The organism is Brevibacillus soli (genome assembly GCF_044759095.2).
Classification (GTDB): Bacteria; Bacillota; Bacilli; order Brevibacillales; family Brevibacillaceae; genus JBIYSM02.
In genome coordinates this window covers 1-22,187 of sequence record NZ_JBIYSM020000003.1, presented here as the reverse complement: position 1 = coordinate 22,187, position 22,187 = coordinate 1, and the positions used below count along the sequence as shown (strand labels likewise).

The 22,187-nt window shown below is 49.1% G+C and carries 21 protein-coding genes; 4 read left to right on the top strand and 17 right to left on the bottom strand.

Annotated features, from left to right (window positions below; translation table 11 throughout):
- Window positions 1-34: 34 nt before the first annotated feature.
- The 4 genes from ACE99V_RS01810 to ACE99V_RS01795 form a co-directional block, all read right to left on the bottom strand.
- A complete protein-coding gene (locus tag ACE99V_RS01810; protein ID WP_400489432.1) occupies window positions 35-475 on the bottom strand; it encodes a Dps family protein in 441 nt (146 codons plus the stop codon).
- Window positions 476-576: 101 nt separating this feature from the next.
- Window positions 577-1,053, bottom strand: a complete 477-nt coding sequence (locus tag ACE99V_RS01805) for a ferritin family protein (RefSeq protein ID WP_400489431.1) — start codon at window positions 1,051-1,053, stop codon at window positions 577-579.
- A gap of 202 nt (window positions 1,054-1,255) precedes the next feature.
- The gene (locus ACE99V_RS01800) at window positions 1,256-2,689 is read right to left on the bottom strand and encodes a competence protein CoiA (protein ID WP_400489430.1); all 1,434 of its coding nucleotides are present in this window, start codon (window positions 2,687-2,689) and stop codon (window positions 1,256-1,258) included.
- 113 nt (window positions 2,690-2,802) lie between these two features.
- Window positions 2,803-4,101, bottom strand: coding sequence for an NCS2 family permease (locus ACE99V_RS01795; RefSeq protein ID WP_400489429.1), 1,299 nt, complete (start codon window positions 4,099-4,101; stop codon window positions 2,803-2,805).
- A gap of 147 nt (window positions 4,102-4,248) precedes the next feature.
- Here ACE99V_RS01795 and ACE99V_RS01790 point away from each other — a divergent pair, with 147 nt between their 5' ends.
- Entirely contained in the window at window positions 4,249-5,121 is an 873-nt protein-coding gene (locus ACE99V_RS01790) for a LysR family transcriptional regulator (protein ID WP_400489428.1), read from the top strand.
- A gap of 15 nt (window positions 5,122-5,136) precedes the next feature.
- Here the strand turns inward: ACE99V_RS01790 and ACE99V_RS01785 are convergent, their stop codons facing one another.
- On the bottom strand, window positions 5,137-5,679 hold the full coding sequence (locus tag ACE99V_RS01785) for a GbsR/MarR family transcriptional regulator (protein WP_400489427.1): 543 nt from the start codon (window positions 5,677-5,679) through the stop codon (window positions 5,137-5,139).
- Between the two features lie 131 nt (window positions 5,680-5,810).
- Between ACE99V_RS01785 and ACE99V_RS01780 the strand changes: the two genes are divergently transcribed.
- Window positions 5,811-7,334: a glycine betaine uptake BCCT transporter gene (locus tag ACE99V_RS01780; protein WP_400489426.1), complete on the top strand. Its 1,524-nt coding sequence runs from the start codon at window positions 5,811-5,813 to the stop codon at window positions 7,332-7,334.
- Between the two features lie 147 nt (window positions 7,335-7,481).
- On the opposite strand, the gene ACE99V_RS01775 is transcribed toward ACE99V_RS01780, so the two are convergent.
- From ACE99V_RS01775 to nikC, 9 genes are all read right to left on the bottom strand, one after another.
- The gene (locus ACE99V_RS01775) at window positions 7,482-9,062 is read right to left on the bottom strand and encodes a glutathione ABC transporter substrate-binding protein (protein WP_400489425.1); all 1,581 of its coding nucleotides are present in this window, start codon (window positions 9,060-9,062) and stop codon (window positions 7,482-7,484) included.
- Between the two features lie 321 nt (window positions 9,063-9,383).
- Window positions 9,384-9,566 carry a polysaccharide biosynthesis protein gene (locus ACE99V_RS01770; RefSeq protein ID WP_400489528.1) on the bottom strand — a complete coding sequence of 61 codons (183 nt, stop codon included), beginning with the start codon at window positions 9,564-9,566 and terminating at the stop codon, window positions 9,384-9,386.
- Window positions 9,567-9,699: 133 nt separating this feature from the next.
- The gene (locus tag ACE99V_RS01765) at window positions 9,700-10,992 is read right to left on the bottom strand and encodes an SLC5/6 family protein (protein ID WP_400489424.1); all 1,293 of its coding nucleotides are present in this window, start codon (window positions 10,990-10,992) and stop codon (window positions 9,700-9,702) included.
- A complete protein-coding gene (locus tag ACE99V_RS01760) occupies window positions 10,982-11,692 on the bottom strand; it encodes a response regulator transcription factor (RefSeq protein WP_400489423.1) in 711 nt (236 codons plus the stop codon). Before ACE99V_RS01760 ends, ACE99V_RS01765 begins: the two co-directional genes overlap by 11 nt.
- Before the next feature lie 16 nt (window positions 11,693-11,708).
- Entirely contained in the window at window positions 11,709-12,458 is a 750-nt protein-coding gene (locus tag ACE99V_RS01755) for a sensor histidine kinase (protein WP_400489422.1), read from the bottom strand.
- A gap of 91 nt (window positions 12,459-12,549) precedes the next feature.
- Window positions 12,550-13,542 (bottom strand): ABC transporter ATP-binding protein, encoded by a 993-nt coding sequence (locus ACE99V_RS01750; RefSeq protein ID WP_400489421.1) that lies wholly within the window; start codon window positions 13,540-13,542, stop codon window positions 12,550-12,552.
- Window positions 13,539-14,585, bottom strand: coding sequence for an ABC transporter ATP-binding protein (locus tag ACE99V_RS01745; protein ID WP_400489420.1), 1,047 nt, complete (start codon window positions 14,583-14,585; stop codon window positions 13,539-13,541). Before ACE99V_RS01745 ends, ACE99V_RS01750 begins: the two co-directional genes overlap by 4 nt.
- Window positions 14,586-14,600: 15 nt before the next feature.
- Window positions 14,601-15,521 carry a nickel ABC transporter permease gene (gene nikB / locus ACE99V_RS01740; protein ID WP_400489419.1) on the bottom strand — a complete coding sequence of 307 codons (921 nt, stop codon included), beginning with the start codon at window positions 15,519-15,521 and terminating at the stop codon, window positions 14,601-14,603.
- A 12-nt stretch (window positions 15,522-15,533) separates the two neighbouring features.
- Entirely contained in the window at window positions 15,534-16,433 is a 900-nt protein-coding gene (gene nikC, locus ACE99V_RS01735) for a nickel transporter permease (RefSeq protein WP_400489418.1), read from the bottom strand.
- A 226-nt stretch (window positions 16,434-16,659) separates the two neighbouring features.
- Here nikC and ACE99V_RS01730 point away from each other — a divergent pair, with 226 nt between their 5' ends.
- Both ACE99V_RS01730 and ACE99V_RS01725 read left to right on the top strand, forming a co-directional pair.
- Window positions 16,660-17,739 carry a M24 family metallopeptidase gene (locus ACE99V_RS01730; protein WP_400489417.1) on the top strand — a complete coding sequence of 360 codons (1,080 nt, stop codon included), beginning with the start codon at window positions 16,660-16,662 and terminating at the stop codon, window positions 17,737-17,739.
- A 44-nt stretch (window positions 17,740-17,783) separates the two neighbouring features.
- Window positions 17,784-19,352, top strand: a complete 1,569-nt coding sequence (locus ACE99V_RS01725) for a glutathione ABC transporter substrate-binding protein (protein WP_400489416.1) — start codon at window positions 17,784-17,786, stop codon at window positions 19,350-19,352.
- A 224-nt stretch (window positions 19,353-19,576) separates the two neighbouring features.
- Here ACE99V_RS01725 and ACE99V_RS01720 read toward each other — a convergent pair whose 3' ends face one another.
- From ACE99V_RS01720 to ACE99V_RS01710, 3 genes are all read right to left on the bottom strand, one after another.
- On the bottom strand, window positions 19,577-20,617 hold the full coding sequence (locus ACE99V_RS01720; protein WP_400489415.1) for a hypothetical protein: 1,041 nt from the start codon (window positions 20,615-20,617) through the stop codon (window positions 19,577-19,579).
- 78 nt (window positions 20,618-20,695) lie between these two features.
- Window positions 20,696-21,028, bottom strand: a complete 333-nt coding sequence (locus tag ACE99V_RS01715; RefSeq protein ID WP_400489414.1) for a hypothetical protein — start codon at window positions 21,026-21,028, stop codon at window positions 20,696-20,698.
- Window positions 21,029-21,253: 225 nt separating this feature from the next.
- The coding region (locus ACE99V_RS01710; RefSeq protein WP_420998002.1) for a transposase at window positions 21,254-22,187 on the bottom strand (934 nt) is incomplete at its 5' end.

The window sequence follows — 22,187 nt, the reverse complement described above, 5'->3', positions numbered from 1 at the left end:
GTACTTTTTTGTTAGCCAAGATGCTTGTGCAAAATTACTTGCCCAAAAACGACTTCAGCATCCAAACGTGCTTCTCTAGACTGGAATGGATCGCCAACAGCATATCCCCTGTCGTTTCATCATCAACCTCACCGGCAAAGGCCATTCCCTCCTTCAATTCGGCGATCATCGTACGGAAGTCGTCCACGATGGACTGGACCATTTGTTCGGCTGTCTCCGATCCTGTCGCCTCTTTAACCGATGCCTGTTCGAGACATCCTCTCATTGTCGCTACCGGCTTTCCGTCCAAGGCAAGCAAGCGCTCCGCCAATTCGTCGATATGCAGTGCGGCCTCGGTGTACAGCTCCTCAAACTTGGTATGCAGTGTGAAGAACTGCTGCCCTTTGACAAACCAGTGGTAGTTGTGCAGTTTGATGTACAGCACACTCCAGTTGGCGATTTGCTTGTTGACAATTTCCTTCAATTGGTCACTCACGGTATCATCTCCATTTCGTTTTACCAGTATTTTACACAAACACTTGGGCTTGTACAAGAAAGCGAGGGACTGCCAGCATGAACTGACTGGCAGCCCCGTCCTTACCCTTTGTTTTTGGCATAAAGCCAGTTGTACAGGTGGGCGTGCTTCAATTCGTCGGTCATGATTTCAAAGACCGTATCACGATATTGCTGCGGAAGGTACTTGTAAATGGTTCTGTATTTCTCAAAGGCTTTCAGTTCGCCCAGCAGGGCGCGTTCAATTCCCTCCAGGTAGCTGGATGGACGTTCAAACTGCTCTCCCTCTTCCATCACCGGGGGACGTTGACCGGTCAACTGCTGGTACAACTGACGGAACAGCCGGCGGTGCTTGCGTTCATCATCGCGAATTCCGGTGATCACTTGTTTTTCCTGTTCAGTGGGAGCAACGCTGATCAAATAGTCGTAGAAGAGCTCGTCTTCTCGCTCACCGGCGATCCCTTCCAGAATCAGTTTCACTGCCGCGTAATAACGTTCGTCGTATCTACCCATGGAAACAGGTTGCAACGGAACGTATGGCAGGAAATACGGAAAGCTCATCCCTTTCGACTCCTTTGCCTATGGATTTACCTTAATCAGGATATTCATCCGATAGGCGAAAAGCAGTCGGTTATTCGCCCATTTTCTGCCACTTGGGCGCGATCCAACGCCCGGTACCCCCTATTGTTCCCATTATTCCGAAAAGCAGTCGTCACTGCTGGTGATTTGATGACAGGGACAAAATGAACCTGCCCTTGCTGTCTTACACGGAGCCGGTTTCTTTTTTTCTCTTCACGAACCATTTACCATTTTGATAACGCAACACATGTAACTCAAAAAAACGGCGGATGTCTGCTTCTGTTTCCCCGAATTGAACCGGCCAAAAGCGATCGAAAAGAATTTCAAAACGTCCAAACATTCTGCCTCCGGTTGTAATCGATTCTTGCTTTGGAGTGACATTGCGAAGAATTCCCAAAGTAACGAGTCTGCTTAAATACTCATAAATAACCTCATGTATGGTTAATACTTCAGAAAAATCCATCGGTTGCATTCTTTTTGCCTTGAGTAAGTACCAATTTACATATCTGTTTACAATGTTCATAAAGGGACGGTCAGGAAAGCGATTATCCTTTGTTATCAGGTATTTTATAAAAATTGTCGGTTTGATTTGACCCATACTGAACTTCGCTTTTCGTGCATAAGCATTTAGGATTTCTGTACTAAACAAATGGCTTTGCCACAACCGATGGTCAAGTAAAAAAGCGTGATCCCCTGTAATTGATTGGTTAAACAGAGGTGAATCCAAGTATTTTTCTTCTCCTAATCGTGATACTACAAAGTGCTTAATAGGATGTTTGTCGAATTCCTGTTGGCGTCTTTTGAGAAGTTTTAGATATGTGGATGGAGATGTAAAGTTTTTCATGTCGTTGATGATATGACCTGTCGCAACAGAAATGATTTCAATTGCTTTATCATCCTGATTGGCTAATGTCTTCGTTGAGTGTAAAGTAATACTTTCTCCAAGCAGCAATTCGCCTTCTGATGACGTTGTAACTTTCACCAGCGGCGTACTTTTTGCCCATTCACATGTGAAAATCGTTTTGTATGGCTGTTTTATCTTAACCCCATTAAAGGAGAGAAGGGATTTGCTGGTAAGGTCCAAGAAGTATAGCCTCCCCTGTTGAGCGCGGGAAATTTCATACATCCATGTACGTAATGTAAACCTTGCAGGGATTATAGCTTGAAATACCGATTTTCCAACAATCCATATTTGGTGTATGTTTTCATTTCGATATCCTTCCATTCTGCTTTGCAAGACCTCTATCGGTATGGCTGAGCACTGAATCTCGAAACAAATTCTGGTGCCATCAGGGAAAACAGTCATGACGTCAGAACGTTGATTTAACTCTTTAATATGGTATTCGGTGTAGGTTTGATTTTGTGGAAGTGCCTGTTCCAACCACTGTTTGATGATCTTTTTCCCTTCAACATGTTCTTCCGTTTCAGGTTCGTGGTATTCGTAAGCACACTTTACTACATGTGCGAAATGAGGGGATATTTGCTTTCCATGACGGTATTTAACGGGCCGAAGACACTCTGCACAGCGAAGACTTTTACTTGACCACCGGCGTAACAATGGTTCCGGGTAAGTACCCAGCTCAATAAAGTGACCATCCTCATGCAAACAGGTCTTCATTCTTCAAATTCCCTCCACCCTGTCAATTCTTACTTATACTAACAGTAGCAATCGGGACAAAAAAAAGCCGTCCCGTGCGTGCAAGCACAAGGACGGCTCTGCATTTCCTTCGTTTATGCCAACTCCGGCAGTACCATGTTCAGAAGAAACAGTCCGGAAATAATGTACAGCAGGGCGGGTACTTCCTTTCTTCGGCCCAGCGCCACCTTCAAGAGCGGGTAGACGATGAATCCAAAGGCGATTCCGTCGACAATGCTGTATGAGAGCGGGATGAGGGCAATGATGAGAAAGGCGGGGAACCCCTCGGAAAAATCGCGCAGGTTGATGCTCTGCACGTTTTGCAGCATCAGGCCTCCAATGACAATCAGCACGGGCGCAATGGCGCTGTCGGGAATCAGTTTCACCACGGGCAAAAAGCTGAGCGACAACAGCATCAGCACCCCTGTTGTCAGGCTGGTTAGTCCCGTTCGGCCGCCCGCCGCGATACCGGCGGCACTTTCCACAGCGGACACGGTCGGGCTGGTTCCCAACAGTCCGGCCGCCGTTGCGGACAGGGCATTGGCCTGCAAAGCCCGGCGGAATTTGTCCGGCCGCTTCAGCATGGCAGTGTGCCCGTGAATCAACCCGATGTTTTCGAACACAATGACCATCGTCAGGGAAAAGACCGCAAACCAGAACGGCAGGGACAGCATGCGTTCAAACGACATGCTGCCCAGTACCGCAAGATAGCTGTCAAACGAAAGCGGCGACACTGCCGCTTCCCCTTGCTCCGTCAGTCCAAGGATGAAGGCCAGCACCGTCCCGGACGCGATACTGATCAGGAAGCTTCCCGGTACGTTGCGGATAAACAGCACCAGCGTCAGCAAAAGCGTCGCGATGGTCACGATTACCTTGGGACTGGCCAAATCGCCCAATGCCACGAATGTGGACGGATTGGTGACGATCAGACCGCCTTTTTGCAGACCGATAAAGGTCAGGAACAAACCGATCCCCACCGTGATCGCTTCCTTCAGCGACGCAGGAATGGCCTCCGACAGCAGCGCGCCCGCGCGGGTAAATGCGACGAAGGAAAACGCCAGTCCGGAGACGAAAACGGCAGCCAACGCCTCCTGCCATCCAAGACCCATCGATTGCACCAGGGTATAGGTAAACAACGCGTTGATCCCCATACCAGGAACAAGGATGATCGGGGTGTTTGCCCAAAAGCCCATCATTAGCGCGCCGACGAAGCTTGTCAGCACTGTCGCCAGAATGCCCGCTTCCAACGGGATCCCCGCATCTTCCAAAATCGAGGCGTTCACCGCCACGATGTAGACGATCGTCACAAAGCCGATAAAGCCGGCTGTCAGTTCTTTTTGAATCGTTGTATGATGTGTGCGCATGTCAAACATCTTTTGCAAAATCGCACGCACGTCCATTCCCTTCTTTCCAAGTCAAAAGTGACTTCTGAGATGTTGATTCCAGGGAATTATGCTATCATACTCACAACGATATGAAAAATATTAATGAAATCTGAAATTGATATCTTTTTCATATGGAAAAAGGAGACTGACTGACTTATGGACATTCGCCAACTACGCTATTTTATTGCGATCGCCGAGGAAGGTCAGATCACGGGAGCGGCCAAACGGCTACAGATGGCGCAGCCGCCTCTCAGCCAACAGCTCAAGCAAATGGAAGAGGAACTGGGCGTCGTGCTTATGGAGCGGGTGGGAAAGAGGATGGAACTGACCGAGGCGGGAGCCGCCCTCTACAGGCAAGCTCTCAATATCGTCCAGCAGCTGGACGAAGCGATTGCGGAAGTGAAAGAAACCGGAGAAGGGGTTCGCGGGTCGCTCTCCATCGGCGTCAGTGCGCTGTCAGCATACCATCTGCCGGAAAAACTTCGCCGGTTTCAGGAGAAGCATCCGTTGATCACCTACAAGGTCTGGAAAGGAGATTCGCAACAGCTAAGTCAGCTTCTGGAGCAGCGTACCATTGAAGTGGCGATCGTGCGACTGCCCCATTCGCTTCCCGACTACGCCTCCATCCATCTGGAAGAAGAGCCGTTCGTCATGATCGTTCCTCCCCACTCCCCGCTTTCCTCGAAAGAACGGATTCATATGCGGGAGATTGCCGATCACCCGCTGGTTCTGCCCAGTACGCCCGGGTTGGGGATTTACGAGCTGCTCATCAAGGAGTTTTCCCGTCTCGGCGTGACGCCGCAGGTCGTTTGCCAGTGCCCTGACATCTCGCTGATCGTCAATTTGGTAGCGGCAGGTATCGGCGCCTCCATCGTCCCGCGGTCGGCCTGGAAAACCCACTCCGGCTATGAGATATCCTCCGTGGAGATCACCGGCACATCCATCTCTTCCTCTTCCGCCGTGATTTGGAAAGCGGAACGCCATCTGTCCAAAGCGGCCCGCCGGTTTATTGAGACGTTTTCGCCGTAAACACTCGGTTGCCGTTCACTTTTCCTTGTCCGGCTTGGGGATAAACTGAAAAATTTCATAAGACTCCAGACTGGCAATCAGCTTCGTCAACCATTGATAGTACGCGAGCGCGTTGTGCAGTTTCTCTTTGTCGCTCAGTGCCAGTTCCTTCACGCGCTGCTCCACCGATTCATCCTGAATCAGTCCATCCAGCTCGCTCAACGACTTTTGGATCATTTCTACATTGGTTTGAACTGCTTTTCGCCAGCGTATCGCAAAAAAGTCAATAAACGTCTGGTACCAGTCTTCCTCAGCCCGGTACAAATCTTTACGGACTCCCTTCACCCACACCTTGTCGACCATTTTCAGATCGGTCAAGACTCTGACCCCGGCGCTCATGCTGGTTTTGCTCATCCCCAGGGCTTCCCCCAGCGCTTCCAGCGTCATGGGCTCCTCCTCAAAATACATCGTCCCGTACATGCGCCCGATGGAATGGGTAACGCCATACAAGTCAATATTGTTAGCAATGGATTCAATCACCCGTTGCCTTGCTTTTTGCAGTCGTTCCATGCCGTTCATTCGTCACTTCTCCTGTCAGGGTGGTATTAATCAGTCTATTTTAGTATAATACATGATAAGTTTATACGGAAAAAACTTTACAAACAGTATGAACTTGTTTGTTTCATCATTTTTCCATGGGGAGGGGTTTGATGAGGTTTCTGTTATCACTGGCATTCGTCATTCTTTTTGTACTGTGGGGAGTTCTGTTTCCCGAGCATCTTTCCACGACCGCATCTGCTGTGCTGACGTTTACGACCACCAAGTTCGGCTGGTTTTATCTGCTTGTAGCTTTCGGCTTCTTATTGTTCTGCCTTTATCTGGCGTTTAGCAAATACGGACAAATTCGCCTCGGAGACGACGATGATGAACCGGAGTATTCCACCTTTACCTGGTTTGCCATGCTGTTTAGTGCGGGGATGGGAATCGGGCTGGTATTCTGGGGAGTGGCTGAACCGATCTCTCACTACTTCGCTCCGCCCCAAGGAGTGGAAGCCCAGACACCCGAGGCCGCCCGAATGGCCATGCGCTATTCCTTCTTCCACTGGGGTCTGCATCCCTGGGGCATTTACGCAGCCATCGCACTGGCTTTGGCCTATTTCAAGTTTCGCAAGGGTGCAAAGGGACTGATCTCGTCCACGTTTTATCCGCTTTTGGGGGAGCGGGTAAATGGACCGATCGGAAAAGCAATCGACATCCTGGCAATCATCGCTACCGTCTTCGGCGTTGCGACTTCTCTCGGTTTGGGAACGCTCCAGATCAACGGAGGATTGGCCCATTTGTTCCAGCTGCCGAGCTCGGTTACCGTACAGGTGTGCATCATCGCCATCGTCACCATTCTGTACATCCTGTCAGCCACAACCGGACTGGATCGCGGCATCAAGATCCTCAGCAATACCAATCTGTTTCTCGCCTTGGGAATTCTGCTGTTCGTGCTGCTGCTGGGTCCGACTGCCTTTATTTTTGACACGTTTACAACGACATTGGGCGGCTACTTGCAAAATATCATCCAAATGAGCATGCGGCTGTCGCCTTTTTCCGGCAGCAATTGGATCGCCAACTGGACCCTCTTTTACTGGGCCTGGTGGATAGCCTGGGCGCCCTTTGTCGGCATGTTTATCGCCCGCGTATCGAAAGGACGCACGATCAAGGAATTTATCTTCGGTGTTCTGCTCGTCCCCAGCTTGCTCAGTTTCGTCTGGTTCTCCGTCTTTGGGGGAACCGCACTGCACATGGAGATTTTCCAGCAGGTACCGATCGGGCAGGCAGTGGACAAGGATGTGGCTTCCGCGCTGTTCATCACACTGGAACAGCTGCCGATCGGTACCATACTGGCCGTCGTCTCCACCGTTCTGATCATTACCTTCTTTATTACCTCCGCCGACTCGGCAACGTTTGTTCTGGGCATGCTTTCGTCCAATGGCGACCTGGATCCGACCACCAAGGTGAAAATCACCTGGGGCATCCTGCAGTCGTCCATCGCAGTCGTCCTGTTGCTCAGCGGAGGGCTGCAGGGACTGCAGACTGCTTCCATCGTCGCGGCTTTTCCGTTCGCCTTCATCATGGTCTTGATGTGTGTCTCCCTGCTGCGGGCATTGGATGAAGAGATGCGGACAATGCGAAAAAAATCCCGGGAACAGCAGAAAAAACTGGAAAAGCTGCTCGGGCAGCAGTAAAACGAAAATACAAAAACCAGCCACACCTGCGAGGTCGGCTGGTTCTTTTTCATACCTTTTTCAGTTTATCCATATATTACTCCGCCGCCGTTGACTCCAACCGCTTTAATGGATAGCGTGCAGATGCTACTTCTCATACCACCGAGTCTATTGGAGACTTACATCATTAAGCATGAGATTACCAGACGGATGGATCCAGAAATCCTTTACATTCTTCCCCGTTACGGCCAGGTTCTCGAAGTAGCGGATCATTACCATTGGAGCATCTCTCATTTCGATTTCTTGTGCCTTTTCATAAATGGCTTTACGTTTCGTTTCATCGGCTTCCCGACGTCCTGCATCAATCAGTTTGTCCACTTCGGGATTGCTGTAGAAGAAGCGATTTCCTACGCTGCCATGAGCTTCGGTGTGATAGTTGAAGTATTGGTTATAGTCTGCGTCACCTGTTGCGTTAGACCAACCGAGGATGAACATATCATGCTCCCCTTTGCCAGTTGCCTCTAGGTAGGTTCCCCATTCAACAACTTTAATCTCTAAGTCAATGCCAATCCCCTTTAATTGAGATTGAACAACTTCGGCAAGATTCATCCGTTCTTTCTTGTCATTCGTCCAGATCGTCGTTTTAAAACCATTGGGATAGCCTGCTTCCGCTAAAAGTGCTTTTGCTTTGTTAATGTCATATTCGTATCCCTTGATGTTTTCACTATATCCCCATACACCTGACCCCATCGGCCCGGCTGCTTTTTTCCCGACATTATTAAATACTCCTTTGATAATGGCATCAGTATCGATCGCGTAGGAGATCGCTTGACGAACTCGTACATCATCAAACGGTTTCTTTTTTAGATTAAAACCGATATAGTCCGTTCCCCAGGCGTCACTTCGATATAGGCTCATAGTCGAAGAGGCATGAATACGTTCCATTTCGGTGACAGGAATAGGTTCAGCAATCTGAGCTTCGCCTGTTTCAACCATTGCGATTCGGGTTGTATCCTCAGGAATAATCTTGAACACAACCTTGTCTACTTTTGCCTTATTACCCCAATAATTGTCATTTTTGGTCAACGTAATTTCTTGACCGGGAACCCATGATTCAAATTTGAATGGACCTGTTCCTACCGGATTTTGTCCCAATTTTTCACCAAGTTCATCAATGGCTTTCGGACTAATGATTCCGCCTGCATAATGAGCCAAAGTAGGAAGCAGGGGAACGTATGGATATTTTGTTTTAAACTGTACCGTATAGTCATCAATCACTTTCACTTCTTCGACCATCTCGAACAAATTGGCACGAGGAGAGCCAGTCTTTTTATCCAGCAGGCGGGCAATTGTCTTTTTTACAGCCTCTGCAGTGAACGGGGTTCCATCATGAAAGGTAACTCCCTGACGAAGTTTAAATTCCCAGGTAAGGTCGTCAAGTTTTTTCCACTCTGTAGCTAATTCCGGTTTTATTTCCATCTTTTCATCTTGTTTGACGAGATTCTCGTAAATCTTACTTTGATAGACACTTGCGGAAGGAATATCGGCACCCAAATGGGGATCAAGCTTTGTTGCATCCGACAATCGGGCGATGACCAAAGTACCTCCTTCTATAGGAGCAGTAGCGGTAGAATTAGACTGCTGCGAGCCTGGCTTCGTCTCCTGAGGAGTAGATGAACAACCGGTTAAGGCTGTTGTAAAGACACATGATAGAGATAAAATGATTCCCAAAACTCGACTTTTTTTCATCACAGTTTCCCCCTTTTTGTTTTGATATATCGTGTATAATTGGATTATAAATAACATTCTGAAAATTTCATTTGCATTATCTTTACTTATTTTTTCAATATTTTTTCTTTTTTCACAAAGTACCTGGCGTACCTACAGCTAGTTACATTCCAGTCCGGAACCATTGAGAACTTCGAACCAGGCAAATAGTTTTTATGACATCGGATGAGCACCTCAGCCCCACCTACGCGACACTCGCCGAACGAGCTTCATGGGTGGCGTTTTTCAACGCTTCGGAGTCAGCGGCTCCCGCGAAGGCGAAAACGAAGCTGGAAAGCGAGTTCATACATGATTCTTCAACGCCGATTGATACACGTTGTGCGTTCCCGTAACGTTTAATTGCCAAAAGTCATCCGGCTTATAATGAGCTAAGTGAATGCCAGGTAGAGCTGCTGCGTGAACGACAACATCAATTTTCCTTGTAGCCGCCAACATCACCTCAGGATCGCGGATGTCCCCAAGTATAAATTCATAAGGTGTATCAATGTTTCATTTCAAGGAAACGTATGGCTTCTCTAAAAACATGATTATTCTACACGCTTCGATTCAATCACGAAATGGATTTGGTCGCGCAGTCAAGCTGAACCTAGCAGCCGCTTCAGGCTCTTTTTATCCCAAGGTAAAGAACCGTCTGTAACAGCGAAGCGGCAAACGCAACAAAGATACTGTTCAGCATGCCGATTGAAGGAATACTCAAAAAAGCGATAACCATGGCGATGCATCCGCTTAGAGGAATCAAGTTGCCCACCTTACGCCGGCTCATCACCATGATGATCATCGGCAGCAGGAACGAGGAATAGAGAATTCCAAAACAAACAAATAAGGTAAAAGGCGACGGGTTGAATATCGCAGTTATCATAAACCCAATCAGTCCGATTCCCACAGCGCATCCGTAAGCGGCTTGCAGCAGCTGGTTCTCGTTCATCTGCGGATTCGCCTGCTGAAGTACGTTACGCACCAAAAGACTTACCAGCGAATGAAGCTCCGCTCCGAACGAAGCGGTGTACGCACTGACCAGACTCATCAAAAACAACAGCAGCAGGAGCGGTGAGTTGATTTGGTCAATCAGTTCAAACAGCAACGAGTAGACGTTGTGAAAGCTGCCCGAAAAAATGGCGATCATTACGATAGCAGACAGAGCCAGCGGAAGGGTAGACCAAATCAGACCGGAGAGGACAAGGGTGGAAACGATTTTTTTGTCTTCCAGCGCGAAAAGACGCTGCCACGTGGTTCGATCTGTGATTACGTGTCCGATCCCGATAAAAACCCCGGCGGTGAGAAACGTCCAGCTGTCTGGGTTGTTGACTACCAGCAGATAAGGATGATAGAGACGCATACCATCGTAAATGGGAGTGATCCCTTCCCGAACGAAAAAGTAGACCGACAGCAAAATTAGAGCTGCAAACACGGAGATTACCTGAAACAGGGCGACACTGTTCAGTAACGGTGCTCCTCCCAGACCAGCGTACAAAACACAGACCGCAAAAAACAGAAACAATCCAATCCAAACTGGCATATCCGTTAACTGCTCGAACAGCATGCCCGCCGCTACACCCTGCAGGAAGAAACTGTTTAGGATGGTCAACGTCATAATGCCCACCATCAGCTTATAGCCAAACGGTTGAAGTTTGTAATGCAGATAATCGCCAATCGTTTGCGCGTCAATCAATTCTGTGCGTATGCGCTTGGCCAGAAAAGCAAAGATTACAAATGCCATACCGGTAATGAAACTGTACCCGACTGCACCGAGAATCCCATACTTAACCAGTATCTGCGGTGATGTCATCAGCATATTGCCGGTAAGCCAGCGCGCGAGAATCGTCACGATGCCCATCCCGATTCCCAGTTTTACCGATCCCGAAAGATAATGACGGAGACTACTAAACAGCACGTTGCTTCTCCCTCTCACGGAATTCTTTCGGAGTAGCACCGACCATTTTACGGAAAATCGTACTGAAGTAATGCTGGCTGTTGAATCCTGTACGTTCAGCCACCTGCGAAATGCTCCAGTCCTGATTGTTGATGATCAGCTTTTTCGCCATCTCAATTCGGTAATTCATCAAATATTCCGAGAAGGCAATCCCTACCTCCTCATGAAACCGTCGGCTCAAATAGGATGGGTTGACGTGAATGTCGGAAGCAATATCAGCCAGATTGATTTTTTCGTGATACTTTTCCTTAATCAGGTTGATGGCGTCGTGAATAATCCGGGAATACCCCGTCGATGATCCCTTTGCCTGATACCGGTTTAGGAGAACAACCAGTTCGCTCTGAATGATCGGCTTGGTAATATATTCGATCACCCCAAGTTTAATCGACTGTTTTGCGTAGTGGAACTCCTGGAATGCTGTAACGATGACGATATCCAGTTCGCCTCCGTTCGCCTTCATATCGGCAGCCAATTCAAGACCCGATTTTCCAGGCAGGTGAATATCAAGAAAGGCCAGCTGAAGCTTTACGTTGTGGTAAATCGCCATCGCTTGGCTGCTGTCTTGCGCCTTATAAATGTTCCACGCAGGGAAGACCTGTTTAATCAGATACTCCAACTGCTCCAGCTCCAACGGCTCGTCGTCTACCAGCAACACATTCATCGTCTGTCCCCCTCCCCTATGAATACATCAGCGGCCAGTGAACCTCAACGATTGTTCCCCCCAGCTCACTTATCCCAATCTGCAGACCGGCTCTCCGCTCAAAAAGCAGATGCAAACGACGGCGGATGTTGTCCAATCCATGGCCATCTTCTGCTCCAGTCTGTCCCATGGAGAAATGAACCGGCAACCCGTTATCAACCACCTGCAGTACAGCGTGTTCTGCTTTTACGAACAGCCTGATGTTCAGGATGGCTTCTCCCATCTTTTTCTCCAATCCGTGCTTAAACGAGTTTTCTACCAGCGTTTGCAGCATAAAAGGAAGGATAAGAGCGCTGCTCATCTGTCTCTCACATTCAATAGAAACGGTCAGACGGGAACCGAAACGCAGTTTCTGGATCTCAAGATAGTGGTGGGTGTACTCAAGTTCGTCGGTCAACGAAACCAACTGACCGATGGTCTTGTATTTGTACTTCAACACCGCTGAGAGATGTTCCAGTGCCTTAACCAGTTCCTCCGTCCGCTTCAGACGGGCCAAACTGAGGATCACGTTTAAGGTATTGAATAAAAAGTGAGGCTGAATCCGCTGGTTTAGCTGGATAAACAAACTCTGTTGCAGCTCTTTTTCCAGTTGAATCTTTGTTGCTTTATTCTCCAAAAGATCAATTCTCTTTTCAAACACAAACATGAACAGTAGAGCGATCACTCCTATAATCGGAGCCAGGATGAAGAACATAATGACAACGGTAAATCCTTCCATACCTATCATGGCGTTCCTCGATATACATTCATCATTTTACAAAAAGCTTAGCACAGGAGGGGGAACGTAAACAGACCCAGAAAAGCACCTATTCTGTTATTTACACAAAATGACACGCAGCCTGATGAGTTGCATCCACTGCCTGAAGCTCTGGCTCTCGTTCCTTGCATATGTCCGCCGCAAACGGACAGCGCGTGTGAAACCGACATCCTGTGGGCGGGTTTATTGGAGACGGCACATCGCCTTTCAGTAAAATCCGTTCGCGCTTTTCCTTCCTTTCCGGCAGCGGAATCGCAGACAGCAGTGCCTTTGTATAAGGATGCTGCGGATTGTCAAACAAGGACTTCTTGTCGGCAATTTCAACGATCTTGCCCAGATACATCACAATTACCCGATCTGAAATATGACGAACAACGCCAAGATCGTGGGAGATAAACAAGTACGTGAGCTTGAATTTGCGTTGGAGTTCCTTTAACAAGTTCAGCACCTGGGCTTGAATGGAGACATCCAAAGCAGAGACAGCCTCGTCGCAGATGATCAGCTTGGGTTCCACTGCGAGCGCACGCGCAATTCCGATACGTTGCCGCTGGCCGCCGCTGAACTCGTGCGGATAACGATCCATGCTGTCGGCACGCAAGCCAACGTTCTCCAACAGTTCAATGATTCGTTCCCGGTACTTTTGTTTCGGCACCACCTTTTGAATGGAGAGTGCTTCGCGCAAAATTTCTCCTACGGTTTGACGGGGATTAAGCGATGCAAAAGGGTCTTGAAAAATCACTTGCAGGTCTTTGCGCATTTTACGCATTTCGTTGGGACCAAGAGACAACAAATCCTTTCCCTGAAATCGGATTTGTCCGTCGGTTGGCTCGTCAAGCCGCAGGATCGCCCGACCTGTCGTCGATTTGCCGCAGCCCGATTCACCTACGATGCTTACTGTTTCCCCTTCATAGATGGTGAAGCTGACGTCATCTACGGCCTTCACCTGGTTAACAACACGCCCGAAAATTCCGCCTTTAATGGGAAAATGCTGCTTCAATCCTGTTACTTCCAACAGAACATTTTTCTGTTTCGATTCGTTAGCTTGCGTTTTCACCCGATGTCACCTCCCTTTGATCCGCAGCTTTTTGATTGCCCCCCAGGCAAGACTCCATTCCACCCTGGCGTGTATGCGAAGCACCGTACCAGAGCACCGTCGGGGGTTTGCGTCAGTTCCGGAATCGCCTGGTTGCACATCTCCGTGGCGTAGGGACAGCGCGGTGCAAACCGGCAACCCGGCGGCAAGTCATACGGGCTGGGCACACTGCCCCGAATCGCTTCCAGCTCCTCCTGGTCCTGGTCAAAGCGCGGCAGAGAGTTTAGCAAACCGATCGTGTACGGATGCTTAGGATCCTCAAACAGGAGATCACAGTCCGTGTATTCTACGATTTTGCCCGCATACATGACCGCTACACGATCACACGTCTCGGCTACAACTCCAAGATCATGCGTAATCATGATGATTGCCATGCCAAGCTGCTTCTGCAATCCTTTCATCAACTCAAGAATTTGCGCTTGAATCGTCACGTCAAGGGCAGTGGTCGGCTCGTCGGCAATCAACAGCTCAGGGTGACAGGCGAGCGCCATGGCGATCATCACGCGCTGCCGCATGCCTCCGCTCAATTCATGCGGTTCCTGGGTGGCCCTTTTTTCCGGAGAGGGGATGCCAACCAGCCGCAGCATTTCCACAGCTTTTTCCCATGCCTGCTTGCGGTTCGCTCCTTGATGCAGACGAAAGGCTTCGGCAATTTGCTCCCCGACGGAATATACCGGATTTAAAGAGGTCATGGGTTCTTGGAAAATCATGGAAATTTCGTTTCCTCTGATCTTGCGCATCTCTTCTTCCGATTTTTTCAGCAGATCCTGGCCTTTAAAGATAATCTCGCCGCCTACAATTTTACCAGGCGGATTGGCAATCAGTCGAAGAATGGACAAGGAGGTTATGCTTTTTCCGCACCCCGACTCTCCAACGATTCCCAATGTCTCCCCTTTATGAACTGTAAAGTCGATGCCGTCAACCGCCTTTACCACACCCTCATCGGTGAAGAAGTGGGTTTGCAGCTGCCGCACCTCGAGAACCTTTTCTTTTGTCTGTCCCACGTATTTTCACCTTCCCTAATTTAATTCGATGCGTTTGTTGAGCAGGCGATAGAGGATATCGACGCCAAGGTTAACCAGCACGAAGATAATGGAAACGACGAGTACTGAACCCTGAACAAGCGGCAGGTCGCGCATCCGGATCGCGTCGACGATCAGGCGCCCCAAACCGTTGATGGCAAAGACCGACTCCGTCAGAACCGTCCCTCCCAGCAGAGCGCCAAACTGCAGTCCGACAACCGTAACAACCGGGATCATTGCGTTTTTAAGTGCATGCTTGTAAACAATTACTCGCTCCTTGACGCCTTTTGCTCGTGCGGTGCGAATGTAATCCTGACGCACAACATCAAGCATGGTGGAACGGGTCATTCGAGCCACGATGGCTGCACCGGCGGTCCCCAGCGTAAGCGCCGGAAGTACCACATGCATAAAAGTACCCCAACCAGCTACCGGGAAGATGTGTAATTTCACCGAGAAGTACAGGATTAGCATCAAGCCAAGCCAAAAATTCGGTAACGACACCCCGAGAAGGGCGACAATCATCAGCGTAATGTCGGAAACAGAGTACTGCTTCGTAGCTGAGACAACCCCAGCGATCAACCCAAGTACAATCGTCACGACGATACTTGCAAAAGCGAGCTCTATCGTAATCGGCAGACGTGTCATGATTTCGTTGATGACCGGCCGATTGGTGCGGATTGAGTCGCCGAAATCCCCTTGAACCACGTCCTTGACGTAGTTGAAATATTGGATTGCCAACGGTTTGTCCAAACCAAGCTGGTGGCGGACTTCCTGAATCTTTTCTTCCGTCGCCCCTTCACCGGCAAGCAGTACAGCTGGGTCTCCCGGTACCATTTGCATAATCAAAAAGACGACCAATGTCACCCCTAGCAGCACGGGAATCATCTGTATGGTACGCCGAATGATAAAAACCAACATCTCATTCGCCTCCTATTTTTTCATTCGTGGATCAAGCGCATCCCGCAATCCATCGCCAAACAAGTTAAAGCCTAAGACCAATGTGGAAATCGCGATGCCGGGAAACATGGCGATGTGCGGAGCGGTAAAGAGAAAGTCACGACCGTTGCTGAGCATGGCGCCCCATTCGGGAGTAGGCGGCTGTGCTCCCAGTCCCAAGAAGGACAATCCGGCAGCAGTCAAAATCGCAGTCGCAATTCGAAGCGTGCCCTGGACGATAATCGGCGACATGATATTTGGCAAAATATGCCGAAAAATAATGACAAAATCGTTTGCTCCAAGCGAGCGTACTGCATCTACATATTCCAGCTTCTTCGCCGCAAGTGTAGATCCTCGAACAATACGCGCAAACGTTGGAATGGAGAACACCCCTACGGATATCATCACATTGCCAAGGCTGGGCCCCAGTGCGCTGATGATCGCAAGTGCCAACAGAATCCCCGGGAATGCCAAAAGCACATCAATAATGCGCATGATCACAGTGTCAATCCACTTACCGTAATAACCTGAGACAAGCCCTAGAATGATGCCAATGGCTGCTCCAATACATACAGATACAAATCCGACAGTCAATGAAATACGGGTTCCGTACAGCAGTCGGCTCATGATGTCCCTGCCCTTGTCGTCCGTACCCATCCAGTGCTCGCCCGATGGAGGAATCAGTTTTTTCCCTAAATCGATCTCCAACGGATCGAAGGGAGCAATCATGGGGGCCAGTATGGCAATGACGATATAAAAAAGAACGATGGCTCCACCCACCATGGCTGCGCGATTCCGCTTTAGCTTCCTATAAAAGGACAACCACTTTTTTGCTCGTGGTGAAGCTGTTTTGACAGGTAAAGGATGACGTGCTTCCGTAACTTCCAGCTTCATATGAATCTCCCTTCTCCTCATAGAATAGGTTGTTGCCTCGTTGTTCTTAAACGTAATAAGAAACGGAAACAAAGTAAAGACAACAAGACCGAATAGTAAAAATACTAAAAAAACAGGTAAAGATCCTGTAAACAAAATCTTCCGAAAGTTTTCTATAATAACCGTAGTGACGCATACAGTTTCATAATTTTTAATTTTTTTTATTTTTATTGAAAGGAGTTATTATATGAGCAGACAAAACCGCTTGGCTCTGCTGAGGATGAGAATGGAAGCGGAAGGGCTCGATGCTGCGATCATTGTCTCGCCGGAAAATCGTTACTATCTCTCCGGTTTTCGCGGCAGTGCCGGGGCTCTCGTCGTTACGAAGGAACATCAGGTTCTGCTGACGGACTTCCGCTATGTCGACCAAGCTGTAAGCGAGGCTCCCCTGTTCGAGGTTGTAAACCATCAACAACAATTGGTCGGTACGATTTGCCGATTGCTTGCAGACGTCTCGGCGAGACATGCAGGTATTGAACTGGAGAAAATGCCTGTGGCTCAATACCTTGACATTCGGGAGAGCAGCCCGCACTTGTCACTAACCAATGTAGAACCGTTGCTCGATGAGATCCGCATGTACAAGGACGCAGAGGAAATCGAGTACCTGCGTCAAGGTGTTGCCATTTGCGATAGGGCTTTTGAGCACATTCTCAGCTATATCCGTCCTGGCATGACTGAAAAACAAATCGGGCTTGAGCTTGAGTTTTTCATGCGGCAGAGCGGTGCGGAAGGAATAAAAGCCAATCACGTTATCGCATCAGGCGAGCGAGCGTCTCTGCCGCACGGACAAGCAACCGATCGAGTCGTGCAAATTGGCGACTTCGTTAAAATGGACATCGGCGCGCGTGTTAATGGGTACTACTCCGACTTCACCAGAACGGTCATCGTCGGTCAAGCTTCCCCGAAACAAGTGGAGATCTACAATATCGTCAAGAAAGCTCAGGAAGCTGCCCTCGGTGCCATCGGACCGGACAAGGTCTGTTCAGAACTGGATGAAGTTGCGCGCTCCATTATCCGCGAAGCAGGTTACGGGGACTGTTTCGGACATAGTCTCGGCCATTCGATTGGACTTGCCGTACACGAAAAACCGGTGATGCGAAGCACCGACCATTCGGTATTGAAACCTGGCATGGTGATTACCGTAGAACCGGGAATTTACATCAAGGGATTTGGCGGCGTACGCATCGAAGATCTCGTCGTCATTACCGAAGACGGGTTTGACAATCTGACAACCGCAACCAAAGAGCTGCAAATCTTAGAAGTATGACGAAAAAATGCAGCCATACACAAATACGAAGGGGTTTAACCATCATGAAAAAGAATCGTATCTTCCAGTCTCTCCTTGCCTTATCCTTGTCGTGCTCACTTGCACTGGTCGGCTGTTCTTCTTCGCCTGAGCAAACCGGTGGAAACACCAGTGCGCCTGCTGCTTCCACCGTTGGCGGAACGCTCGTCATCGCCGAACTCTCTGACGCGACACAGCTTGACCCGCACAAAGGGACGGACATCCCGTCTGCCAATGTATACCACGGTAAAATTTTTGAAGGCCTGGTTAAACAGGACAAAAACATGGAAATTCAGCCAGCTCTCGCGACTGAGTGGAAACGCGTTGACGAGCTGACGTGGGAATTCAAGCTTCGTCAAAACGTCACGTTCCATGACGGTACACCATTTACGGCAGATGCAGTCAAAAAAACCATCGCGCGTGTCCTTGATAAAAAAACGGCGTCTCCGCGTGCTTCGTTGTTTAAAATGATCAAGGAAGTAAAAGTTATCGACGATCATACCGTGCAGTTGATCACGGAGTATCCGTTCGCTCCGCTTCTCTCCACCTTGGCCCATTACGCTGGTGGCATTATCAGCCCGAAAGCCATTGACGAACAAGGCGACAAACTGGGGCAAAATCCTGCTGGAACCGGACCGTTTAAATTTGAATCATGGACTCCTGGACAGGAAATCACGCTGGTGAAAAACGAAAACTACTGGGGTGACAAAGCGAAGGTAGACAAGGTTGTGTTCAAGGTGATTCCGGAAGACACAACACGCATGGCGATGATTGAAGCAGGCGAAGCCCATCTGGCGGAGCCGGTTCCCGTTAACGACGTAGAGCGCGTGCAATCGTCAGCCAATGCAACGCTGCACCGTAGTGATGCACTCGGAATCGACTACATCGGCTTCAACCTGAAGAAAAAACCGTTCGACGACGTTCGAGTTCGCCAAGCGATCAGTTACGCAATTGACACCGATGCCATTCTAAAAGGCGTGTACAACAACGTTGGATCCAAGGCAACCGCGCCGATGGGTCCCGCTGTTTGGGGTCACAACCCGAATTTGAAAGGCTATGAATACAACATCAATAAAGCAAAAGAGCTGCTCGCCGAGGCAGGTTATGCAAATGGATTCAGCACGACGATCTGGACAAACGACAGCAAAGAACGCCAAAATCTCGCAGAAGTTGTACAGTCTCAGCTGAAAGGCATTGGTATCAACGTGGAAATTAAAGTGGTCGAATGGGGTGCTTACCTGGAAGGAACTGCAAAAGGCGAACATGATATGTTCATCCTAGGCTGGTCCAACATGACAGGTGACGCGGACTACAACCAATACTTCCTGTTCCACACGGAAGCGCAAGGAAACCCGGGTAACCGTTCTTTCTACAGCAATCCGGAAGTGGACAAACTGATCGATGAAGGCCGCCGGGAATCAGATCCGGAAAAACGAAAACAAATCTATGCGAAAGCACAGGAAATCGAGTTGCAGGATGCACCAATCGTGTTGATCCGCAACGACCAAGATCTGGTCGCTTCCAGCAAAAAAGTGAAAGGCTTCTGGATGCATCCATCCGGAATCATGATGCTCAACGACGTAACCATCCAATAATGTTAGTCCTGTACACAAGCGAAAGAGACAAGGAAAAACACCTCTCCGAATCGTAAAAGAACGATTTTACGGAGGTGTTTTTCTACAATTTCACCTATTTTGACTTGTGCAGGTCGCGATGCGCCGGCGCCCCCCTCGAGAGAAGGAGTTTTGGTTCATAAGTAACAGGCGAACAATAAAGAGCCGCCCCATTTGCAAGGTCGGCTGCCTGTCGCATCTTTTGTTCACTTTTCCTTGAACATGATCTGATCTTCGATTTGCACTTGCGTGGCATAGGAGATTTGCGACATGTCCCCGAGCAGGAACGCGTGCATGAATGGAGGCTTCGGCTCCCTTGCCCGCGGGCGCAGGTAGTTGAGGTAATGGGCGTACGATTGCGGCAGACTGTCCCCCTGCAGAGGCAGAAGCGGCGTATGCTTCCCCATATGTGACAGGGTAGAAGCAATCATGCCAAATTCCCATTGGTCCGGAAAAAAGGTAAAGGCGTCTCCCTTCATCGGCTGGTTTCTTCCCCATCCGATTCCCGTCTTCGGGCTCTGCAGTCTGGCAAAAAGGACGGCAAGGTCGCTTGGTGAGTCCCCGGAAAAGCGTTCGACTGTTCCTTTGACGATTCGTCTGCACGTTTCCTCCACGCTGGCGGAAATCGTCCGATCAGAGCCGATGATGCTCACGTTGCGACTGCTCTCCCGCTGTAGAAACCGGCTGGTCAATTCCGGCAGCATATTTCTGTGGGTATACAGGATGGGGGTACCCATATGAGCGGAGAAACCCAGAACCGGCAGTGCTTCTTCCATGGTTTCGAGGGATACCAGGAACGTGTTGGTGAGTATCATCTGCCGGTTGGCTTGAGGAAGAACCCGTCTCCGCCATTCGGCAATGTGCAGGGACTGCAGAACAGGGTCTTTGTTCTCGAAGAAAAGCGTGGTTAAACCGAGCTGATGAAGACGGTTTATCGCCTCTGGTTCGAACGGACCGACGGCAAACACCTGAGCCGGGGTATTTCTACCCGTCGGCTGAAGCCGCCAGATCTCTTGCATGATCTCCTGTGAGAGCGATTTCGATGCCGAATAGAGAATGGCCGCATTGATGGGGGTGTGGACAAGAGAGACAGCCGGAAGAACCGGCCGGTAGTCGGTTCCGGTGAACACGATTATCGCGTTTGGCCGCCAACTGACTTTCACACTAGGATAAACCAGTTGACTTACCGCTATGGACAGGGGTTCCGGTTCACTGTATGCCACCCGCGTAGTGCCACTCGTTGCCACATCTTCTCCCTCCCAAAAAGGCGCACTTTCTTCCACCCTATGCAAAGGGTAGCTCGTATGCTATTAAGTCGGGGAAAATCAGACGAGAGCCGCTAAACGTGACTCCTTCCGAAGAAACGAAGCGTGGATGAGACAAAGGATTACAGATACAACTGACATCACGATTGCCAGCAGGATGGCGGGAACCGCTCCTCCCAGGTCAAACATGCTGCCCATGATCAGAGGACCCAACAGACGGCCGACACTGCCAATGGCTCCTACGACACCCAGGTAAAAGGGCGCGGATTCCCCCGTCTTTTCCGTGCGAAGCGCCTTCATGTGGCCGTTGACGACGCTATACGTACATACTGAGCTGTTCCCGCGTGCCCGCAGCGTTGACGAAACGAGCCAGAAGGAACAGCAAGGCTTCACAAGGATCACTTTGAAGAAACCGTTGAAAAACCCAACTCATATGACTTCATCTTTTCCTGGAAGTGGAGTTGGGTTTCATATTTGAGCCTTTTGCAAAATTAGGTTTTCGTTAAAAAAATGAAGTTAATGATACGTAAGGTTGGAAATTCTACTTTTACAAGGTAAAGCCAAAAAGCGAGATGGGCATAAGGGCAGAATTTTCCTGGTTCCTTTTTTAAAAGAGTGTTATACCGCTTTTTTAGATGGCTTTGCTTTCTTTCCTGCCAGAGCCGATACCAATAATACAATTGCATTGAAATACACATACGTTTTCACTTTTTGAATGCCACCGACATGAAGATCATTTGCTGTCAGGTTTTCCTTTAAACGGCCATTGCATCGCTCTACACTCGTCCGTTTGTTATACATCTTCTTCCAATTCTTTGTGTCCCGATGTGGTAAAGAAAATCTGCGGAGATCATCGTTGACGTTCACTTTTACTACCATTCCGTAGTTGGATGAGGAGCACCAAGCTGAGCCGTGTGGACACTCTACTTTTCCCATCACATGAGGGCACCGAAATTTGAGATAGTTTCCGTCAGCACCTGCGTACACCATTTCAAATCCCATGCTGCATCGAGGCGTACCGTTTGCTGTGTAGCCCGCAGGTGGCTCTTTTTCATTTCGGAGATTTAAAGGAATAATGGCTTGTGCCTTGTATTGATGAGCGGTTTCGTAGTTCTTGAGATGATCATATCCGCCATCCATAAGGTAATTCTTACACACTTCCTTGGCTTGGTTGTTCACTTGTGTCATGAGAGAAGGAGCCATGTCTCCATCGTTGACGTGAGCAGGGATGACTTCCAAAGCGACAGGCAATTCGCTGTCTGCGTCTACAGCCAGGTGAATTTTGTAACCGAACCACGTGATTTTATTGCCAAAGGAATCGAACTTGGCTCCCCAGGTGGCGTTTCCTGTTTCTTGGCAGCGAGATTTCGGTTGCTTTCGCTCGTATGCATCAATCGCTGTACTGTCGATAGCAATGGTCGTTCCCGTAATGATTCCTTCTGCACGACACTGTTTGACCAAATCGTAAAACAGCTTTTCGGCAAGGTCTTTCTTGACGATTTGAGCAAACACACGACTAAACGTTGCAATGGATGGAACGGGTCGATCGATG